The sequence below is a fragment of the Agrococcus sp. TSP3-2-1 genome (assembly GCF_049897585.1).
Taxonomy (GTDB): Bacteria; Actinomycetota; Actinomycetes; order Actinomycetales; family Microbacteriaceae; genus Agrococcus.
This window is the reverse complement of sequence record NZ_JAFCWN010000004.1, coordinates 280,467-296,405: the sequence shown is the minus strand read 5'-3', so window position 1 is coordinate 296,405 and position 15,939 is coordinate 280,467. Positions and strand designations below refer to the sequence as shown.

Genomic DNA, 15,939 nt, shown 5'->3' with positions numbered 1-15,939 from the left:
GACGACGAGTTGCTCGCGTTCGGCACGGTTAAGGGTGCCGGAGCAAAGCACGCCCCGAACTCGCCCGAGATTCCGCGGCTAGATCAGGATCCCATCCACACGTTTTGGCCTATAACCCGGCTCGGCACGCTGGGCGAGGCGGATGCGGATGGGCCCCTTCGCGCTGTCGAGGTCGACGACCTCGCCGCGCTGCGTGACCTCGACGGCGCCATCGGCGACGAGCCTGCGGGCGGCGTCGCGCGCCGCACCCATCTGCGGTCGCCAGTCGGCCTCGTCGGGGCCTCCGACGGCCTTCGCCGCGTCGCTCGGGCAGATGGTCGCACCGTCGCGGCGCCGCGCCAGGAGGTCGAGGATGGCCGACTCCATCGGGTCGCCGGGCGCGCGCGTCATGCGGTCAGTGTGTCGCGCGGCGCTGGGGGCCGGCTAGGAGGCCGCGTGCTCCGGCGGCAGGATCTGCCCGATCGGCTCGCGCTTCTCGGCCTGGAAGCGGTCCTCCGTGCGCCCGAGCGCCCAGTAGCCCGAGAGCGACACCTGCGAGCGCTCGAGTCCGCGCCGCACGAGCAGCTCGTCGCGGAGCGCCTTCATCGACTCGCGCTCGCCGTGCGCGAAGACCTGGCCTCGTCCCTCCGGCAGCTCCAGCGCCGCGGTCTGCTCCGCGAGCAGCCCGACGGTGTCCGCGCTCGCCTCGCCGCGGTGCAGCCACCGCACCTCGAAGCCGTCGGGAGCCGAGAACGCGAGCTCCTCCGACCCATCCCGCACCTCGATCAGCGCGGCGCCGCGCGCCGTCGCGGGGAGCGACTCGACGCTCCGCGCGATCGCCGGGAGCGACGACTCATCGCCGAGGAAGAGGTGCCACGCCGCGGTCTCGTCGGGCGCGAAGGCGCCGCCCGGGCCGCCGAACACGACGCGCTCCCCCGGCTGCACGCGCGCGGCCCATGGACCTGCGAGGCCCTGATCGCCGTGCACGACGACGTCGATCGCGAAGGAGTCGTCGGCGATCGCGCGCACGGTGTAGGTGCGGGCGACCGGCAGGTCGTCGGGCGCGAGCGACTCGCGGAGCGCCGCGACGTCGTAGGGCGGCTCCAGGCCGAGCTCGGGCTTGGCGAACCAGATCTTGACGTAGGCGTCGGTGAACGCGTTGGGCGCGAAGGTCGCGAAGCCGTCGCCGCCGATCCAGATCCGCACCATGCTCGGGGCGATCCGTTCGACGCGGACGACCTCCATCACGTGCTGCGGACGGGCGGGGCGAGAGGGGCCGACGGGGGTGCTCATCGTCCTCGACGCTATCAGCGGGACTGTGGCCGACCGCGGTCGGTAGGCTCACAACGAGGATGCAGAGGGAGGCGGTCGCGGTGCTCGAGCTCGACCACGACGCGTTCGAGGCGCTCGTCACCGAGGTGCTCGACGAGCTGCCGGACGAGATGGTCGAGGGCCTCGACAACGTCGTCTTCCTCGTCGAGGACGAGCACCCCGAGGAGGACCTGCTCGGCATCTACGAGGGCGTCGCGATCACCGAGCGCGGCCAGTACGGCTTCGGCGAGCTGCCCGATCGGATCATGGTCTACCGGCTCCCGCACCTCGACTCGACCGAGACGCTCGACGAGCTGCGGGCCGAGGTGCGGACGACGATCGTCCACGAGATCGCGCACTTCTACGGCATCGACGACGAGCAGCTGCACGAGCTCGGCTGGGCGTAGTCGCCTCAGGCGGTCTCGCGGACCAGCTCGCGCAGCAGCCGGTGGCCGAGCTGCTCGAACGCCGTGCACCACCAACATGCGACGGCCCGCGGTGAGCAGCTGTGGAGAGCGCGGCTCAAGTGCGGATGACCTCGTCCGCGAGCGCGGCAGGGTCGTTCGCGGCGACGTGGGCGTCCTCCTGCTCGCGCCACAGCGTCCACCACGAGTCCTCGCCGTCGCGCGAGAGCGCGCGGGCGTGCCGCACCTCCTCCGGAGCCTCGAGCCACAGCGCCCGGTCGGCGTGCTCGCGCGACTGCAGCGTGAGCGAGCCGCAGCCCTCGACGATGAGCGGCTCCCCCGGCTCGGCGCGATCCTCGTCCCCCCAGTCGCCGACCGCCCAGTCCCACCGCCGCCACACCGCCGTGCGACCGGCGACGAGCGGCGCGAGGATGCCGCGCTCGAGCAGCCGCGAGCCGGTCGCGAGCCCGTGCCAGCCCGCGTAGAGATCGTCCATGTGGATGACGCGCGCGCCCGTCTCGGCGGCGAGCCGCGCGGCGAGCTCGGTCTTGCCGGCACCGGATCGCCCGTCGATGATCGTCAGCATCACGCCCTCTCCCACACCGGCGAGAACGAACCTGCCGCGAGCGAGACGCCGAGCGCGGTCGCCGTCACGAGGGCGACGAGCAGCACGAGCACCGCGTCGCGCCACCCGAGCGTCGACGGCCGGGCCCACGTGCGCTCCGGCCCGCCGAACCCGCGCGCCTCCATCGCGGTCGCGAGCGTGCCGCCGCGCCGCAGGGCGACGACGAGCAGCGCGAACGCCGCTTGCAGCGACCGCCGCACGACGCCCGTGTCGCCGAGCCCTCGCGCTCGCCGCGCGAGCGAGATCTGCCGCCAGTCCTCGCCGAGCACGCCGAACAGGCGCGTGCCCGCGAGCGCCGCGAGCACGAACCGGTGCGGCAGCCGCGCGACCTGCGCGAGGCCGTCGGCGAGCCGCGTCGGGTCGACGCCGACGAGCGCGACGAGCGTCGGCACGCCGATCGCCAGCACGCGCAGGCCGATCGCGAGCGCGAGCTCGATCGAGCGGTCGCTGATGACGGCGAGCCAGACCTGGGCGTGGATGCGTCCGGCCGGCTCGGCGTAGAGGAGCATGCTGACGGCCGACAGCGGCGCGGCGACGAGCAGCGGCCACGAGCGGCGCACGACGGTGCGCGGCCCGATCCCGACGCTCGCGAAGACGATCGCCCACGCGGCGAGCGCGACGGCCGCCGTGACGACGTCGATCGTGAGCAGCATCGGGATGGAGTAGAGCACCGCCGCGAGGATGGGCGTGACGGGGTTGACCCGCTCGAGCGCCTTCACGCGGCGCCCAGCCGCAGCACGCGGTCGCCGAGCACCCGCTCGACGTCGGCGTCGTGCGTGACGGCGACGACCGCGCATCCGTCGTCGTCGACGAGTGACGCGATGAGCCGCACGAGCTCCTGCCACGTGCGGCGGTCCTGCCCGAACGTCGGCTCGTCGAGCACCATGACGCGCGGCGCAGGCGCGAGGACCGTCGCGACCGAGAGCCGCCGCTGCTCGCCGCCCGAGAGCGTGAAGGGGTTGACGTCGGCGAGGTGGTCGAGCCGCAGCGCCGCGAGGAGCGCGTCGACGCGGTCGCGCACCTGGGCGTCGTCCCGCCCGAGCGCCCGCAGCCCCGCCGCGACCTCGTCGTGCACGCGCGCGGCGACGAACTGGTGCTCGGGCTGCTGGAACACCGTGCCGATGCGCGTCGCGAGCTGCCTCGGTCGCCAGCGGATCGGCGCCTCGGCCGCTGCATCGCCGCGCAGCTCCGTCGTCGCGCGCACCGCGCCCTCGACCGGCGGCAGGAGTCCCGCGAGGGTGAGCGCGAGGGTCGACTTGCCAGCGCCGTTCCGGCCGGTGACGACGAGTGCCTCGCCAGCACGAACCTCGACGTCGACGGGTTCGTGCACGGCCTCGCCAGCGCGGCCGGACCGCAGCGCCTCCGCGACGAGCAGCGCCGGCCCGGCCGCGCGGCGCGCGCGCTCGACCTCGACCGGGATCCCCGGCACCCACACGCCGCCCGCCGCGAGGCGCTCCGCGTGCACCTCGAGCACCGCGTGGGGCGATCCGTCTGCCGCGACGCCCCCGCGCGGCTCGAGCACGACGACGCGGTCGACGACGGGCAGCCACGTGTCGACGCGGTGCTCGACGACCACGAGCGTCGCCCCGGTCTCGGCGGCGACGCGCGCCACCGCATCCCGCACCTCGACGACGCCGACGGGATCGAGGTTCGCGGTCGGCTCGTCGAGCAGGATGAGGCCCGGCCGCATGGCGATGACGCCCGCGAGCGCGAGCCGCTGCCGCTGCCCGCCCGAGAGCGCCGCCGTCGAGCGGTCGAGGCCGACGTCGAGGCCGACGGCGCCGAGCGCGTCCCGCACGCGCGCCCAGATCTCGTCGCGCGGCACCGCGAGGTTCTCGCAGCCGAAGGCGACGTCGTCGCCGACGCGCGACATGATCGTGTTGGCCTGCGGGTCCTGCAGCACGAGCCCGGCGAGGCCGCGCCGGCTCGCGGGGTGGGCGCCGTCGACGAGCAGCTCGCCGGTCTCCTCGCCCTCCTCGTCGCCGCCGAGCACGCCGGCGAGCGCGGCGAGCAGCGTCGACTTGCCCGCGCCCGAAGGCCCGAGCAGCAGCACGCGCTCGCCGGGCTCGACGTCGAGGTCGAGCCCGGCGACGGCGGGCGCCTCCCGCCCGGCGTGCCGCCAGCCCCACCCGCGAGCGCGGATGCGGGAGCCGGTCACCGGCCGCGCGACCGACCCGACGCGAAGCGGTCGAGCACACCGGTCGCCGCCAGCGCCCGTGTCAGCAGCCAGCCGACCACGCCGGCGAGCAGGGCGCCCGAGACGACGAGGCAGCCGAGGTAGATCATCAGGAACTCACCGCTCATGGCGAGGTTGCCCGAGATGAACAGCTCGAGCGTCCACGCGGCGACGGCGGCGCCGATGCCGGCGAGCATGGCGACGCCGAGGCCGAAGCGTCGGTAGGCGAACAGCAGGAAGATCAGCTCGGCGCCCAGGCCCTGCGCGATGCCGGAGTAGACGGTCTCAATCGACCACTGGCTGCCGAGCAGCATCGACACGGTCGCCGCCAGCAGCTCCACGAAGAGCGCCGCGCCCGGCTTGCGGATGATGAGCCCGCCCAGCACGCCGCCGATCAGCCAGATGCCGACGGCGAGGCCGCCGAAGCCGGGCGTGAGCGCGTCCATGACGCTGAACCATGCGTAGCCGACGCTGTTCCAGAGCACGAACAGCAGGCCGGTTGCGACGCCGAGCACGGCGGCGACGACGATGTCGACGACCCGCCAGCGGCCGATGCGGCGGCGCCCGGTCGACGAGGCGGATGCAGTGGATGCATTGGTCATGAAGTGCCTTTCTCGGTGGAATGGCACGGGTGCGTGTCCTCCCTGCGCTGGCATGATCCAGATCAGGTTTGACGGTCGAAGGCTTCAGCCTTCCTCTCAGCCCGGCGCACCGGACTCCCGTGTCGCCAGCCAGTCTAGCCCGGGGCGCCGAGCGGGTGGCGCGCGTAGGCTCGACGGGTGCAGCACATCGGATCGTTCGTGGCCATCGGCGACAGCTTCACCGAGGGCGTGGGCGACGAGCTGCCCGACGGCTCGGTGCGCGGCTGGGCAGACTTCGTCGCCGCTGGGCTCGCGACCGCGCAGGCCGCACCGGTGCGCTACGCGAACCTCGCGATCCGCGGCCGCAAGCTCGGGCAGATCCTGCACGAGCAGCTCGACGCGGCGATCGCGCTCGGCCCCGACGCGATCAGCATCAACGGCGGCGGCAACGACATCCTCCGACCGAAGGTCTCGATCGACCACGTCGGGGAGCGCCTCGCGGGTGCCGCGCACCGCATCGCGGCCGCAGGCATCCGCCCCATCTTGCTCTCGGGAGGCAACCCCTCGGGCGTCATGCCCATCGGCGCCGTCATGCAGCGCCGCGGCGATGCGCTCGCGCGCGCCGTCGTCTCGCGGGTCGCCGACCTCGACGCGCCCTACGTCGACAACTGGTCGGACGTCGAGCTGCGGAGCCCCCGCTTCTGGTCGCGCGACCGGCTGCACCTCAACGCCGCCGGGCACGCGCACGTCGCGAGCAACGTGCTGCGGGCGCTCGGTCACCCCGCGCCCGAGTCGTGGCGCGACCTCGCGGCGATCTCGACCGCCGAGGGCCGCCGCGACGTCGCCTACTACCGCGAGTTCGTGATGCCGTGGCTCGGCCGCCGGTTCACGGGTCGCTCCTCGGGCGACGGCCGCGACCCGAAGCTGCCCGGCTTCGTCGAGGTCCCGCCGATCGCCTAGGCCCCCGACTGCCCCGTCGTCACGAAGTCGATGAGCTCCTCGACGCGGGCGAGCAGGGCCGGATCGAGGTCGTTCCAATCGCGCACGCGACCGCGGATGCGCTGCCACGCGCGCGCGACGTCCTGCTGGTCGCCGTGCGGCATCCCGAGCCGCTTGAGCGTGCCCTGCTTCCAGTCCTCGCCGCGCGGCACGTCGGGCCAGCGCTCGATCCCGAGCCGCGCGGGCTTGACGGCCTGCCAGATGTCGATGAACGGATGCCCGACGATGCGCACGTGCGCGGCGTGCGGACCGCGCTCCACGGCTTGGGCGATCCGAGTCTCCTTCGAGCCGGGCACGAGGTGGTCGACGAGGATGCCGAGGCGGCGCGTCGCGCTCGGCGCGAACTCCGCGACGATGCCCGCGAGGTCGTCGACCCCGTGGAGCGGCTCGACCACGACGCCCTCGACCCGCAGGTCGTGGCCCCACACCTGCTCGACGAGCTCGGCGTCGTGGGTGCCCTCGACGAGGATGCGGCTCGGGAGCGCGACGCGCGCCTTGAGCCCCTCGACGGCGCGGGAGCCCGACGCCGTGCGGGTCGGCGCGGTCTTCTCGACCGCGGGCGGCACGAGCTCGACCTCGACGCCCTCGACGAGGAAGCCGCGGCCGAGCGGGAAGAGCCGCACCTTGCCGCGCCGATCCTCGAGCTGCACGTGGCCCGCCTCGATGCCGACGACCGCGCCGACGTAGCCGTCGTGCCGCTCGACGACGAGCTCGCGCTCGGCCGCGACCTGCTTGGGCGGCGGGGGCTTCCTGGCCGCCTCCGCCTCCGGCGAGAGCACGTCGCCGCCCCACGAGTCCCAGTCGATCAGCACTCGATCGATCGTAGACGTGCCGGGAAGCTCAGCCGCGCAGGCGCGCGACCGCCTCGAGCGTCGCGAGGTCGCCCTGCACGAGGATGCGCGTGACGACCGACTCCTCCCAGCGCTCGAGCCCGTCGCGCACGCGCTCGATCGGCCCGACGAGCGCGATCTCGTCGACGAGCCGCGTCGGCACCGCGGCGATCGCCTCGGCCTTGCGGCCCGCGAGGTAGAGCTCCTGGATCTCGGCGCACTCCGCCTCGAACCCGAGCCGCGCGACCGCGTCGTAGTGGAAGTTCGCGCCCTTCGCGCCCATCCCGCCGACGTAGAGCGCGATCATCGGCCGCACCCGGTCGGCCGCCGCCTCGACGTCGGCGTCGACGACGATCGGCACCGGCACCGAGACCTCGAAGCGATCCGCGGGCGGCAGTGCCGCGTCGCGCTTCGCGAAGCCCTCCTCGAGCAGCGCGCGCGAGGCGGCGTCCTGCGCGGGCGAGAACAGGAACGGCAGCCAGCCGTCGGCGATCTCGGCCGCGAGCGACGTGTTCTTCGGTCCCTCCGCGGCGAGGTGGATCGGGATGTGCTGCCGCAGCGGGTGCAGCGTCGAGATGAGCGGCTTGCCGTGACCCGTCGTGCCCTCGCCCGTGAGCGGCAGCGGCAGCTGCGGGCCGGGCGCCGTCACGGGCGCCTCGCGCGCCATGATGCTGCGCAGGATCGCGACGTACTCGCGCGTGCGGGCGAGCGGCTTCGGGAACGGCTGCCCGTACCAGCCCTCCACGACCTGCGGCCCGCTCACGCCGAGCCCGAGGATGACCCGTCCGCCCGAGAGGTGGTCGAGCGTCATCGCCGTCATCGCGGTCGACGCCGCGGTGCGCGCCGAGAGCTGCGCGATGCCGGTCGCGAGCTGGATGCGCGTCGTGGCGGCACCCCACCACGCGAGCGGCGTGAACGCATCCGATCCGTATGCCTCCGACGTCCAGATCGAGTCGAAGCCGAGCCGCTCCGCCGCCTGCACCGCCTCGAGCGCCCCCGCGGGCGGCGCGGCCTTCCAGTAGCCGAGCATGTAGCCGTAGTCCATGGTCCCCATCCTGCCCACTCCGGCCCCGCGCAACGGTCGGGTTGTGCGGGATGCACGAGCGGCGCGCCGCTTCCGTAACCTCGCTCCATGGACTTCCGCATCTTCACCGAGCCCCAGCAGGGCGCCTCCTACGACGAGCTGCTCGCGGTCGCGCTGCGCACCGAGCAGCTGGGCTTCGACGGCTTCTTCCGCTCCGACCACTACCTCCGCATGGGCGACGGCGACCCGGGCTACGGGCCGACGGATGCGTGGACGACGCTCGCGGGCCTCGCTCGCGACACCGAGCGGGTGCGGCTCGGCACGCTCGTCTCGTCCGTCACCTACCGGCTCCCCGGCATCCTCGCCGTGCAGGTCGCGAACGTCGACGCGATGTCGGGCGGCCGCGTCGAGCTGGGCCTCGGCACCGGCTGGTTCGAGCAGGAGCACCGCGCCTTCGGCATCCCCTTCCCCGAGCGCCGCTTCGACCTGCTCGAGGAGCAGCTCGCGATCGTGACGGGGTTCTGGCAGACGCCCACGGGCGCGCGATTCTCGTTCGACGGCGACCACTACCGCCTCGAGGACTCCCCCGCGCTCCCGCAGCCCGTGCAGGAGCGCATCCCCGTGATCGTCGGCGGGCTGGGCGCGAAGCGCACGCCACGGCTCGCCGCGCAGTTCGGCGACGAGCACAACCTCTCGTTCCCGCCGTTCGAGCGCATCCGGCCCCTGTTCGCCGCGCTCGACGAGGCGATCGAGCGCGAGGAGCGCGAGCGCCCGGTCGTGCGCTCGGTCGCGCTCGTCGCGTGCGTCGGCGACGACGAGGCGACGTTCCGACGGCGGGCGGATGCGATCGGTCGCGACCCCGAGGAGCTGCGCGAGCACGGCGTGGCCGGCTCGCGCGCCGAGGTGGAGGACCTGCTCGGCCGCCTCGCCGACGACGGCGTCGAACGCGTCTACCTGCAGGTGCTCGACACGAACGACCTCGACCACCTGGACGAGCTCGCCTCGTTCGCGGGCGTCACCGCTCCGTCGCGGGCTGAGACGCGGGGGCACGCGGAAGGGGGCTGCCCGCAGGCAGCCCCCTCTCGTGCGTCGCGACGGCGGTTATGCCGTGGTGCGACCGCGGTTCTTGGTGACGAGGCCCCAGATCAGGAGCACGATCAGCGCGCCACCGATGGCCAGCAGCCACGTCGACAGGTCGAAGAAGCCCTCGATGCCGGTGTTGAACAGCACGGAGCCGATCCAACCGCCGAGCAGTGCTCCGACGACGCCGAGGATGAGGGTCATGATCCAGCCCCCGCCCTGACGGCCGGGGAGGATCAGCTTGGCGATGGCGCCGGCGATGAGGCCGAGGACGATCCAACCGAGAATGCCCATAGTGTGGTCCCTTCTCTCTGCAGCGGTGCAAGGGTTTCACTCCGCCGAGCCCGCCTGTGCGAACTGGGAGCAAGCCTCCCGCAGGTTCCTGGAAGGTTCCTGGGGCGTCCCTGACTAATCCATAGCCCGCTGGAGGACGATCTCCCGCACTCGTGCCGCATCGGCCTGTCCGCGCATCGCCTTCATGACGGCGCCGATGACCGCGCCCGCCGCCTGCACCTTGCCGTCGCGGATCTTCTGCAGCACGTCCGGCTGGCCCGCAAGCGCCTCGTCGACCGCGGCGACGAGCGCCGACTCGTCGGTGACGACCTTGAGCCCCCTCGACTCGACGACCTCGGCGGGAGCGCCCTCGCCGGCGATGACGCCCTCGAGCACCTGCCGCGCGAGCCGGTCGGTGAGCGCGCCCTCGTCGACGAGCGCCTGCAGCTGCGCGACGTGCGCCGGCTCGACGAGGCTCGACGCCTCGACGCCCTGCTCGTTCGCCAGCCGGGCGATCTCGCCCGTCCACCACTTGCGCGCCGCCCCGGGTGTCGCGCCAGCGGCGACCGTCGCCTCGACGAGGTGCAGCATGTCGCCGTTCACGACGTCCTGGAACTCGAGCTCGGTGAAGCCCCACTCCGCCTTGAGGCGGCGGCGGTGCGCGACGGGCTGCTCCGGCAGCTGCGCGCGCAGCTCCTCGACGAGCTCCCGGCTCGGCGCGAGCGGCAGCAGGTCGGGTTCGGGGAAGTACCGGTAGTCGTCGGCGTCCGACTTCGGTCGGCCCGGGCTCGTCGCGCCCGTGTCCTCGTGCCAGTGCCGCGTCTCCTGCACGATCGTGCCGCCCGCGGCGAGGATCGCCGCCTGCCGCTGGATCTCGTAGCGCACGGCGCGCTCGACCGAGCGCAGCGAGTTGACGTTCTTCGTCTCGGTGCGGGTGCCGAGCGCCTCCTGGCCGCGCGGACGCAGGCTCACGTTCGCGTCGCAGCGCAGGTTGCCGCGCTCCATGCGCGCCTCGGATATGCCGAGCGAGAGCACGATGTCGCGGATGGCCGCGACGTAGCGCTTCGCGAGCTCGGGAGCGTCGTGCTCGGCGCCGAAGATCGGCTTGGTGACGATCTCGACGAGCGGCACGCCCGCGCGGTTGTAGTCGACGAGCGAATACTCGGCGCCCTGGATGCGGCCGGTCGAGCCGCCCACGTGCGTGAGCTTGCCCGCGTCCTCCTCCATGTGCGCGCGCTCGATCGGGATCGAGACCTGCCGCCCGTCGGCGAGCTCGATCTCGACGGCGCCCTCGAACGCGATGGGCTCGTCGTACTGGGAGATCTGGTAGTTCTTCGGCGTGTCCGGGTAGAAGTAGTTCTTCCGCGCGAACCGGCACGACTGCGCGATCTCGCACCCGAGCGCGAGCCCGAGCGAGATCGAGTAGCGCACGGCCTCGGCGTTCACCACCGGCAGACTGCCCGGCAGGCCGAGGCTCAGCGGGTCGACGAGCGTGTTGGGCTCGGCGTCGTGGAAGTCCGGATGCGCGGGGTTGGGCGCGGCGGAGAACATCTTCGTGCGCGTGCCGAGCTCGACGTGCACCTCGAAGCCCAGCACGGGCTCGAAGCGCTCGAGCGCCTCGTCGAAGTCCATCAGCTTGTCCTTCATCGAGCGCCTCCTGCGAGCTCGGGTGCCTTGGTGGCGAGGATGCCGCCCCAGCGCTGTGCGAGGAGCGCCTCGATCGCGGCCCCTGCGCGGTAGAGCCGCTCGTCCTCGAACATCGGCGCGAGCAGCTGCAGGCCGACGGGCAGCCCGTCGTCGCCGAGGCCCATCGGCAGGCCCATGCCGGGGATGCCCGCGAGGTTCGCCGGGATCGTCGTGATGTCGTTGACGTACATCGCGAGCGGGTCGTCGAGCTTCTCGCCGAGCTTGAACGCCGTGGTCGGCGCAGCGGGGCTGATGAGGATGTCGGCCTGCTCGAACGCGGCGTCGAAGTCGCGCTGGATGAGCGTGCGCACCTTCTGCGCCGAGCCGTAGTAGGCGTCGTAGTAGCCCGCGGAGAGCGCGTAGGTGCCGAGGATGATGCGGCGCTTGACCTCGGCGCCGAAGCCGGCCTCGCGCGTCGCGGCCATGACGTCCTCGACCGTCTGCCCGGCCTGCTCGACCCGCAGCCCGAACCGCACCGAGTCGAAGCGCGCGAGGTTGCTCGATGCCTCCGCCGGGAGGATGAGGTAGTACGCGGCGACCGAGTACGCGAACGATGGGCACGAGACCTCGACGACCTCAGCCCCCGCATCCGTCAGCACCTGCACGGTCTCCTGGAAGCGCGCCTGCACGTCAGCGGCGATGCCCTCGGAGTCGAGCTCCTTGATGACGCCGACCCTGACGCCCGCGAGGTCGCCCCTCGACGCGCCCTCGCGCGCCGCCGCCGCGAACGAGGGCCACTCGCGCTCGAGGCTCGTCGAGTCGAGCGGGTCGTGGCCGCCGATGACGTCGTGGATGAGCGCCGAGTCGAGCACCGTGCGGGTCACGGGGCCGACCTGGTCGAGGCTCGAGGCGAGCGCGATCGCGCCGTAGCGGCTCACGCCGCCGTAGGTGGGCTTCACGCCGACCGTGCCCGTGACGGCCGCGGGCTGCCGGATCGAGCCGCCGGTGTCGGAGCCGAGCGCGAAGGGTGCCTCGAACGCCGCGACCGCGGCCGCCGAGCCGCCGCCCGAGCCGCCGGGGATGCGCTCGAGGTCCCACGGGTTGCGAGTCGGGCCGTAGGCGGAGTGCTCGGTCGACGAGCCCATCGCGAACTCGTCCATGTTGGTCTTGCCGAGCGCGACGAGGCCGGCTCGTCCCAGGCGGGCGACGACGGTCGCGTCGTAGGGCGGGATCCAGCCCTCGAGGATGCGCGAGCCCGAGGTCGAGGGCATGCCGACCGTGCAGAGCACGTCCTTGATCGCGACCGGGGCGCCCGCGAGCTCGTGGAGCTCCTCACCGGCGGCGCGGCGCTCGTCGATCGCCCTCGCCTGCTCGAGCGCGGCCTCGTTGACGTGGAGGAAGGCGTGCACGTCGCCGTCGACCTCGGCGATGCGGTCGAGGTGGGCCCGCGTCGCCTCGACCGACGAGACCTCGCCGCTGCGCAGGAGCGCCGCGAGCTCATGGCCCGCGAGGCGGGTGAGATCCCCGCTCTGCGCCTGCTCCATCACTGCTCCTCCCCCAGGATCGCCGAGACGCGGAAGCGCTCGCCGTCGTGGCTCGGGGCACCGGCGAAGATCTGCTCGGCCGAGAGCGTCTCGCCGACGACGTCGTCGCGCATGACGTTCGAGAGCGGCACGGGGTGGCTCGTGGCGGGCACGTCGGGGCCGGCGATCTCGCTCACGGTCGCGATCGCATCGACGATCGCGGACAGCTCGCTCGTGAGGCTCGTCACCTCGTCGTCGGTGACCGCGATGCGAGCGAGTCCAGCAAGGTGCTGGACGTCGTCGCGGGTGATCTCGGACATGCGTCTCCTCGTCGGCAGCGGGGGTTCGCCCTCGATCCTACGGCTCGACGACGAGCGCCCAGACCGCGAGCGCCTCGATCGCGAGTGCCGCCGCGAGGCACCACCGGCGCGCGTCGGCGGCGATCGCGAGCGCCTCGCGCACGACGGCGCCGGGTCGGTACGAGGGTCGCGTCCACGCGCCGACGACGACGCCGTCCATGCCGAGCTCGGCGAGCAGCCACGCCGTGCGATAGGCGTGGTAGCCGCTCGTGACGACCGCGAGCGGCGCCCGCTCCCCCGTGACGAAGGGCCGCGAGAGCTCGAGGTTCTCGCGCGTCGAGGTCGACGCCTGCTCGAGGTCGATCGCGCCGGGCGGCACGCCGAGCCGCCCGGCGAGGTGCTCGGCCATCGCCGACGCCTCGGTGCGCACCTCGTCGGGCCCTTGGCCGCCGGCGACGACGATGCGGGCGTCGGGCCGGCCGGGCAGCGCTGCGCGCCAGACCTCCGCCCCCCGCTCGACGCGTCGGCGCAGCAGCGGGCCGACCTCGCGCCCCCGGAGCCCCGCGCCGAGGATGAGCACGGCGCCGGGCGGCTCGTGCAGCGGCGCTCGCGCGTGCAGCAGCATCGCGCCGACGAGCACCGCGAAGCCGAGGCCCGCGGCCCAGAGCGGCGCCGCGAGCAGCAGCGCGGCGCGCGCGAGCGCCGGCTCGATCCCGACCGCGGCGACGATGCCGGCGGCGAGCAGCAGCATGCCGGCTCCGAGCGCCGCGATGAGCCGGTCGACGAGCCGCACGCGCACGAGCCGCGTGAGCACGAGACCGTGCCACGCCGAAGCGCCGCCGAGCGTGATGGTCGCGATCGCCGCGGCGACGACGACGGTGCCCCAGAGCGGCTCGCGAGCGTCGGCGTCGAGCCAGCGCGCGACCGGCGCAGCCACGAGGACGCCGACGATCGCGACGAGCGCGACCACGACCGCACCGGAGACGATCGCGGGAGCCAGCACGCGCATCCGCCCCCGCACCGCCGTCACGCTGCGACCCTAACCGGGCGGCGCGCCGCTTGCGGCAAGATCGAACGTGTGTTCGAATGATCGTCATGCGATGGGAGACGCAAGCCGCGACGCACGTCGACGACGACGCGCTGCCGGGTCTCGAGGAGCGCTCGAGCGTGCTCGAGTCATGGCCGACTCCGGGGTTCGACGGCATGTCGTTCCTCGAGATCACGGCGAAGAGCGCGCTCAACCACGTCGCGGGCGACGGCTTCATGAGCGGCGCGTGGACGATCAACCCCTACCGCGGCTGCCAGCACGCGTGCCGCTACTGCTTCGCGCGCAACACGCACACCTACCTCGACCTCGACGCGGGCGCCGACTTCGACTCCCGCATCGTCGTGAAGGCCAATCTCGTCGAGGTGCTCGAGCGCGAGCTCGCGGGGCCGCGCCGCGACGTCGACGCCGTGCAGCTGGGCACGAACACCGACCCGTACCAGCGCGCGGAGGGCCGCTACCGGCTCATGCCGGGCGTGCTGCGCGCGCTCGCGCGGCACGGCGCCTCGATCTCGATCCTCACGAAGGGCACGCTACTGCGGCGCGACCTGCCGCTGCTGCAGTCGATCGCGCGCGACGTGCCGGTCTCGATCGCGATGTCGATCGCGATCTTCGACGACGAGCTGCAGCAGGAGGTCGAGCCCGGCACCCCGACGACGCGCTCTCGGCTCGAGACGGTGCGCGCCGTCCGCGAGGCGGGGCTCGACTGCGCCGTCTTCGCGATGCCGATCATGCCGGGGCTCACCGACACGCGCGAGCACCTCGAGCGAGCGTTCGCGGCGATCGCCGAGGCGGGCGCGACGAGCGCGATCGCGAGCGCCCTGCACCTGCGGCCCGGCGCGCGCGAGTGGTACCTGCAGTGGCTCCGCGCCGAGCACCCCGAGCTGCTGCCGCTCTACGACCGGGTCTACCGCGACGAGCGCGGTCGCTTCGGGTCCTACGCGCACCCCGACTACCGCTCGTGGCTGCGCGATCGCATCCGCCCGCTGCAGCGCGGCTATGGGCTCGGCCGCACCGTCGTCGCACCCGGCACCGGCATCTCGGCCGTCGCGCCGAGCAACCGCGCGAAGCAGCTGCCGAGCACCTCGGGCGAGCCGATGCTCGCGGCGGCGACGCTCTTCTGAGCGGCGGCGCCACCTCAGTGCAGCGGGAAGCGGGCGTGCTCGTCGAGCGTCAGCAGGTCGTCGAGGTAGCCGAGGTTCCCCTCCGGTTCCGATTCCACGCCCTCCGTGAGGTGCCACGTGCCCCACTCGAGCTTCATGTAGGTGAGGGCGGTGGGCCAGATGTCGCGCTCCTGCTGCGTGAGGTGCGCCTCGGAGAGGTATCCGCCGCGGAACGCGGCCCACTCGTCGCTGCCGAGCGCGCTCCCGCCGGAGCCCGCGTGCTCAAGCGGGAACAGCAGCGCCGCGACCGCGAGGTCGAGGATGCGCGGCGCGAACGCGGCGTTCTCGAGGTCGAGCGCGAGCGCGCCCTGGTCGTCGAACAGCAGGTTGACCGCGCGGTGGTCGAGCGAGACGGGCATCGCGGGGACGTCGGCCGCGCGCATCCGCTCGAGCAGGTTGGCGAAGCCGTCGAGCTGGGCGATCCAGCGCGATGCATCGGAGTGCGGCCAGTGCTGCGCGGCGCTGTCGCGGATCGCGTCGATGTCCTCGTCGATCGAGCGCCGCTCCGCGCTGCCCCACTCGAACGGTGGGAAGCCGTCGATGGCAAGCCCGGCAGAGGCCGCGTGCATGCGGCCGAGCAGCCGCCCGGCCGCCGCGAGGTCGTCGGCGCCGCCATCCCACTCGCGGCCGCGGAGCTGCGGGTATGCGACCCAGTTCTCGTCACCGGCGATCTCGTCACCGGCCTCGCCGCCGGTCGAGGCGGCGCCGAACGGCTCCGCCTGATCACCGCCGCCGACGGCGACGGGCGGCACGAGCGGGGCCACCGTGCGGATGCCGTGCGCGACGAGCGCCCGCTGCCACGCCTCGAGCGGTACGGGAGCGCTCCACGTGCGCTTCACGACCGCCGCGACGTCGCCGTCGCCGCCGTGCACGCGCGCCGGCCAGACCTCGCTCCAGGGCGAGAGCGACTCGCCCGGCTCGATCGTGAGCACCTCGCCGAACGCCGCCTGGACCTCGTCTCGCTGAGCCATGCCCCAGAACCTACGCGCGCATCCGCCGAG

17 protein-coding genes, 1 pseudogene and 1 riboswitch are annotated in these 15,939 nt (G+C 73.5%); of the genes and pseudogenes, 4 read left to right on the top strand and 14 right to left on the bottom strand.

Features of this window, described 5'->3' with window-relative positions:
* Positions 1 to 78: 78 nt before the first annotated feature.
* Both ACP7BI_RS08230 and ACP7BI_RS08225 read right to left on the bottom strand, forming a co-directional pair.
* Entirely contained in the window at positions 79 to 390 is a 312-nt protein-coding gene (locus ACP7BI_RS08230; RefSeq protein WP_425844988.1) for a DUF3253 domain-containing protein, read from the bottom strand.
* Between the two features lie 33 nt (positions 391 to 423).
* Positions 424 to 1,272 carry a siderophore-interacting protein gene (locus ACP7BI_RS08225; protein ID WP_425844986.1) on the bottom strand — a complete coding sequence of 283 codons (849 nt, stop codon included), beginning with the start codon at positions 1,270 to 1,272 and terminating at the stop codon, positions 424 to 426.
* Positions 1,273 to 1,331: 59 nt separating this feature from the next.
* Between ACP7BI_RS08225 and ACP7BI_RS08220 the strand changes: the two genes are divergently transcribed.
* The gene (locus ACP7BI_RS08220; protein WP_425844984.1) at positions 1,332 to 1,697 is read left to right on the top strand and encodes a metallopeptidase family protein; all 366 of its coding nucleotides are present in this window, start codon (positions 1,332 to 1,334) and stop codon (positions 1,695 to 1,697) included.
* 115 nt (positions 1,698 to 1,812) lie between these two features.
* Here the strand turns inward: ACP7BI_RS08220 and ACP7BI_RS08215 are convergent, their stop codons facing one another.
* The 4 genes from ACP7BI_RS08215 to ACP7BI_RS08200 are packed head-to-tail and all read right to left on the bottom strand — an operon-like array spanning position 1,813 to position 5,097.
* Positions 1,813 to 2,280, bottom strand: coding sequence for an ATP-binding protein (locus ACP7BI_RS08215; RefSeq protein WP_425844982.1), 468 nt, complete (start codon positions 2,278 to 2,280; stop codon positions 1,813 to 1,815).
* Entirely contained in the window at positions 2,280 to 3,038 is a 759-nt protein-coding gene (locus ACP7BI_RS08210) for an energy-coupling factor transporter transmembrane component T family protein (protein WP_425844980.1), read from the bottom strand. Before ACP7BI_RS08210 ends, ACP7BI_RS08215 begins: the two co-directional genes overlap by 1 nt.
* The gene (locus ACP7BI_RS08205; RefSeq protein ID WP_425844978.1) at positions 3,035 to 4,477 is read right to left on the bottom strand and encodes an ABC transporter ATP-binding protein; all 1,443 of its coding nucleotides are present in this window, start codon (positions 4,475 to 4,477) and stop codon (positions 3,035 to 3,037) included. The genes ACP7BI_RS08210 and ACP7BI_RS08205 overlap by 4 nt, the downstream gene beginning before the upstream one ends.
* A complete protein-coding gene (locus ACP7BI_RS08200) occupies positions 4,474 to 5,097 on the bottom strand; it encodes an ECF transporter S component (protein ID WP_425844976.1) in 624 nt (207 codons plus the stop codon). The genes ACP7BI_RS08205 and ACP7BI_RS08200 overlap by 4 nt, the downstream gene beginning before the upstream one ends.
* A gap of 21 nt (positions 5,098 to 5,118) precedes the next feature.
* A riboswitch (TPP riboswitch) is annotated at positions 5,119 to 5,228 on the bottom strand.
* 46 nt (positions 5,229 to 5,274) lie between these two features.
* On the opposite strand from ACP7BI_RS08200, the gene ACP7BI_RS08195 reads away from it, so the two are divergent.
* Entirely contained in the window at positions 5,275 to 6,036 is a 762-nt protein-coding gene (locus tag ACP7BI_RS08195) for an SGNH/GDSL hydrolase family protein (RefSeq protein ID WP_425844975.1), read from the top strand.
* Here ACP7BI_RS08195 and ACP7BI_RS08190 read toward each other — a convergent pair.
* The gene (locus ACP7BI_RS08190) at positions 6,033 to 6,887 is read right to left on the bottom strand and encodes a DUF3097 domain-containing protein (protein WP_425844973.1); all 855 of its coding nucleotides are present in this window, start codon (positions 6,885 to 6,887) and stop codon (positions 6,033 to 6,035) included. The genes ACP7BI_RS08195 and ACP7BI_RS08190 overlap by 4 nt on opposite strands.
* A gap of 28 nt (positions 6,888 to 6,915) precedes the next feature.
* Positions 6,916 to 7,950 carry an LLM class F420-dependent oxidoreductase gene (locus tag ACP7BI_RS08185; protein WP_425844971.1) on the bottom strand — a complete coding sequence of 345 codons (1,035 nt, stop codon included), beginning with the start codon at positions 7,948 to 7,950 and terminating at the stop codon, positions 6,916 to 6,918.
* A gap of 87 nt (positions 7,951 to 8,037) precedes the next feature.
* Here ACP7BI_RS08185 and ACP7BI_RS08180 point away from each other — a divergent pair.
* Positions 8,038 to 8,931: pseudogene (locus tag ACP7BI_RS08180) on the top strand (LLM class F420-dependent oxidoreductase); the annotation flags it as partial.
* A 99-nt stretch (positions 8,932 to 9,030) separates the two neighbouring features.
* On the opposite strand, the gene ACP7BI_RS08175 reads toward ACP7BI_RS08180, so the two are convergent.
* The 5 genes from ACP7BI_RS08175 to ACP7BI_RS08155 all read right to left on the bottom strand — a co-directional run bounded on the left by ACP7BI_RS08175 (position 9,031) and on the right by ACP7BI_RS08155 (position 13,760).
* The gene (locus ACP7BI_RS08175; protein WP_425845004.1) at positions 9,031 to 9,303 is read right to left on the bottom strand and encodes a GlsB/YeaQ/YmgE family stress response membrane protein; all 273 of its coding nucleotides are present in this window, start codon (positions 9,301 to 9,303) and stop codon (positions 9,031 to 9,033) included.
* A gap of 114 nt (positions 9,304 to 9,417) precedes the next feature.
* On the bottom strand, positions 9,418 to 10,929 hold the full coding sequence (gene gatB, locus ACP7BI_RS08170) for an Asp-tRNA(Asn)/Glu-tRNA(Gln) amidotransferase subunit GatB (RefSeq protein WP_425844969.1): 1,512 nt from the start codon (positions 10,927 to 10,929) through the stop codon (positions 9,418 to 9,420).
* Positions 10,926 to 12,452 (bottom strand): Asp-tRNA(Asn)/Glu-tRNA(Gln) amidotransferase subunit GatA, encoded by a 1,527-nt coding sequence (gene gatA, locus ACP7BI_RS08165; RefSeq protein ID WP_425844967.1) that lies wholly within the window; start codon positions 12,450 to 12,452, stop codon positions 10,926 to 10,928. Before gatA ends, gatB begins: the two co-directional genes overlap by 4 nt.
* On the bottom strand, positions 12,452 to 12,751 hold the full coding sequence (gene gatC / locus ACP7BI_RS08160; protein ID WP_425844966.1) for an Asp-tRNA(Asn)/Glu-tRNA(Gln) amidotransferase subunit GatC: 300 nt from the start codon (positions 12,749 to 12,751) through the stop codon (positions 12,452 to 12,454). Before gatC ends, gatA begins: the two co-directional genes overlap by 1 nt.
* Before the next feature lie 37 nt (positions 12,752 to 12,788).
* Complete coding sequence (locus ACP7BI_RS08155) at positions 12,789 to 13,760, bottom strand: YdcF family protein (protein ID WP_425844965.1); 972 nt, start codon at positions 13,758 to 13,760, stop codon at positions 12,789 to 12,791.
* Positions 13,761 to 13,825: 65 nt separating this feature from the next.
* On the opposite strand from ACP7BI_RS08155, the gene ACP7BI_RS08150 reads away from it, so the two are divergent.
* A complete protein-coding gene (locus ACP7BI_RS08150) occupies positions 13,826 to 14,899 on the top strand; it encodes an Rv2578c family radical SAM protein (protein WP_425844963.1) in 1,074 nt (357 codons plus the stop codon).
* A gap of 14 nt (positions 14,900 to 14,913) precedes the next feature.
* Here the strand turns inward: ACP7BI_RS08150 and ACP7BI_RS08145 are convergent, their stop codons facing one another.
* Positions 14,914 to 15,909: a phosphotransferase enzyme family protein gene (locus tag ACP7BI_RS08145; RefSeq protein WP_425844962.1), complete on the bottom strand. Its 996-nt coding sequence runs from the start codon at positions 15,907 to 15,909 to the stop codon at positions 14,914 to 14,916.
* Positions 15,910 to 15,939 lie beyond the last annotated feature (30 nt).

Coding starts and splice junctions, on each gene's coding strand:
- ACP7BI_RS08225 (WP_425844986.1), bottom strand. CDS start 1,272: ATGAGCACCCCCGTCGGCCCCTCTCGCCCCGCCCGTCCGCAGCACGTG.
- ACP7BI_RS08220 (WP_425844984.1), top strand. CDS start 1,332: ATGCAGAGGGAGGCGGTCGCGGTGCTCGAGCTCGACCACGACGCGTTC.
- ACP7BI_RS08185 (WP_425844971.1), bottom strand. CDS start 7,950: ATGGACTACGGCTACATGCTCGGCTACTGGAAGGCCGCGCCGCCCGCG.
- gatC (WP_425844966.1), bottom strand. CDS start 12,751: ATGTCCGAGATCACCCGCGACGACGTCCAGCACCTTGCTGGACTCGCT.
- ACP7BI_RS08175 (WP_425845004.1), bottom strand. CDS start 9,303: ATGGGCATTCTCGGTTGGATCGTCCTCGGCCTCATCGCCGGCGCCATC.
- ACP7BI_RS08200 (WP_425844976.1), bottom strand. CDS start 5,097: ATGACCAATGCATCCACTGCATCCGCCTCGTCGACCGGGCGCCGCCGC.
- ACP7BI_RS08230 (WP_425844988.1), bottom strand. CDS start 390: ATGACGCGCGCGCCCGGCGACCCGATGGAGTCGGCCATCCTCGACCTC.
- ACP7BI_RS08145 (WP_425844962.1), bottom strand. CDS start 15,909: ATGGCTCAGCGAGACGAGGTCCAGGCGGCGTTCGGCGAGGTGCTCACG.
- ACP7BI_RS08215 (WP_425844982.1), bottom strand. CDS start 2,280: ATGCTGACGATCATCGACGGGCGATCCGGTGCCGGCAAGACCGAGCTC.
- gatB (WP_425844969.1), bottom strand. CDS start 10,929: ATGAAGGACAAGCTGATGGACTTCGACGAGGCGCTCGAGCGCTTCGAG.
- gatA (WP_425844967.1), bottom strand. CDS start 12,452: ATGGAGCAGGCGCAGAGCGGGGATCTCACCCGCCTCGCGGGCCATGAG.
- ACP7BI_RS08150 (WP_425844963.1), top strand. CDS start 13,826: ATGCGATGGGAGACGCAAGCCGCGACGCACGTCGACGACGACGCGCTG.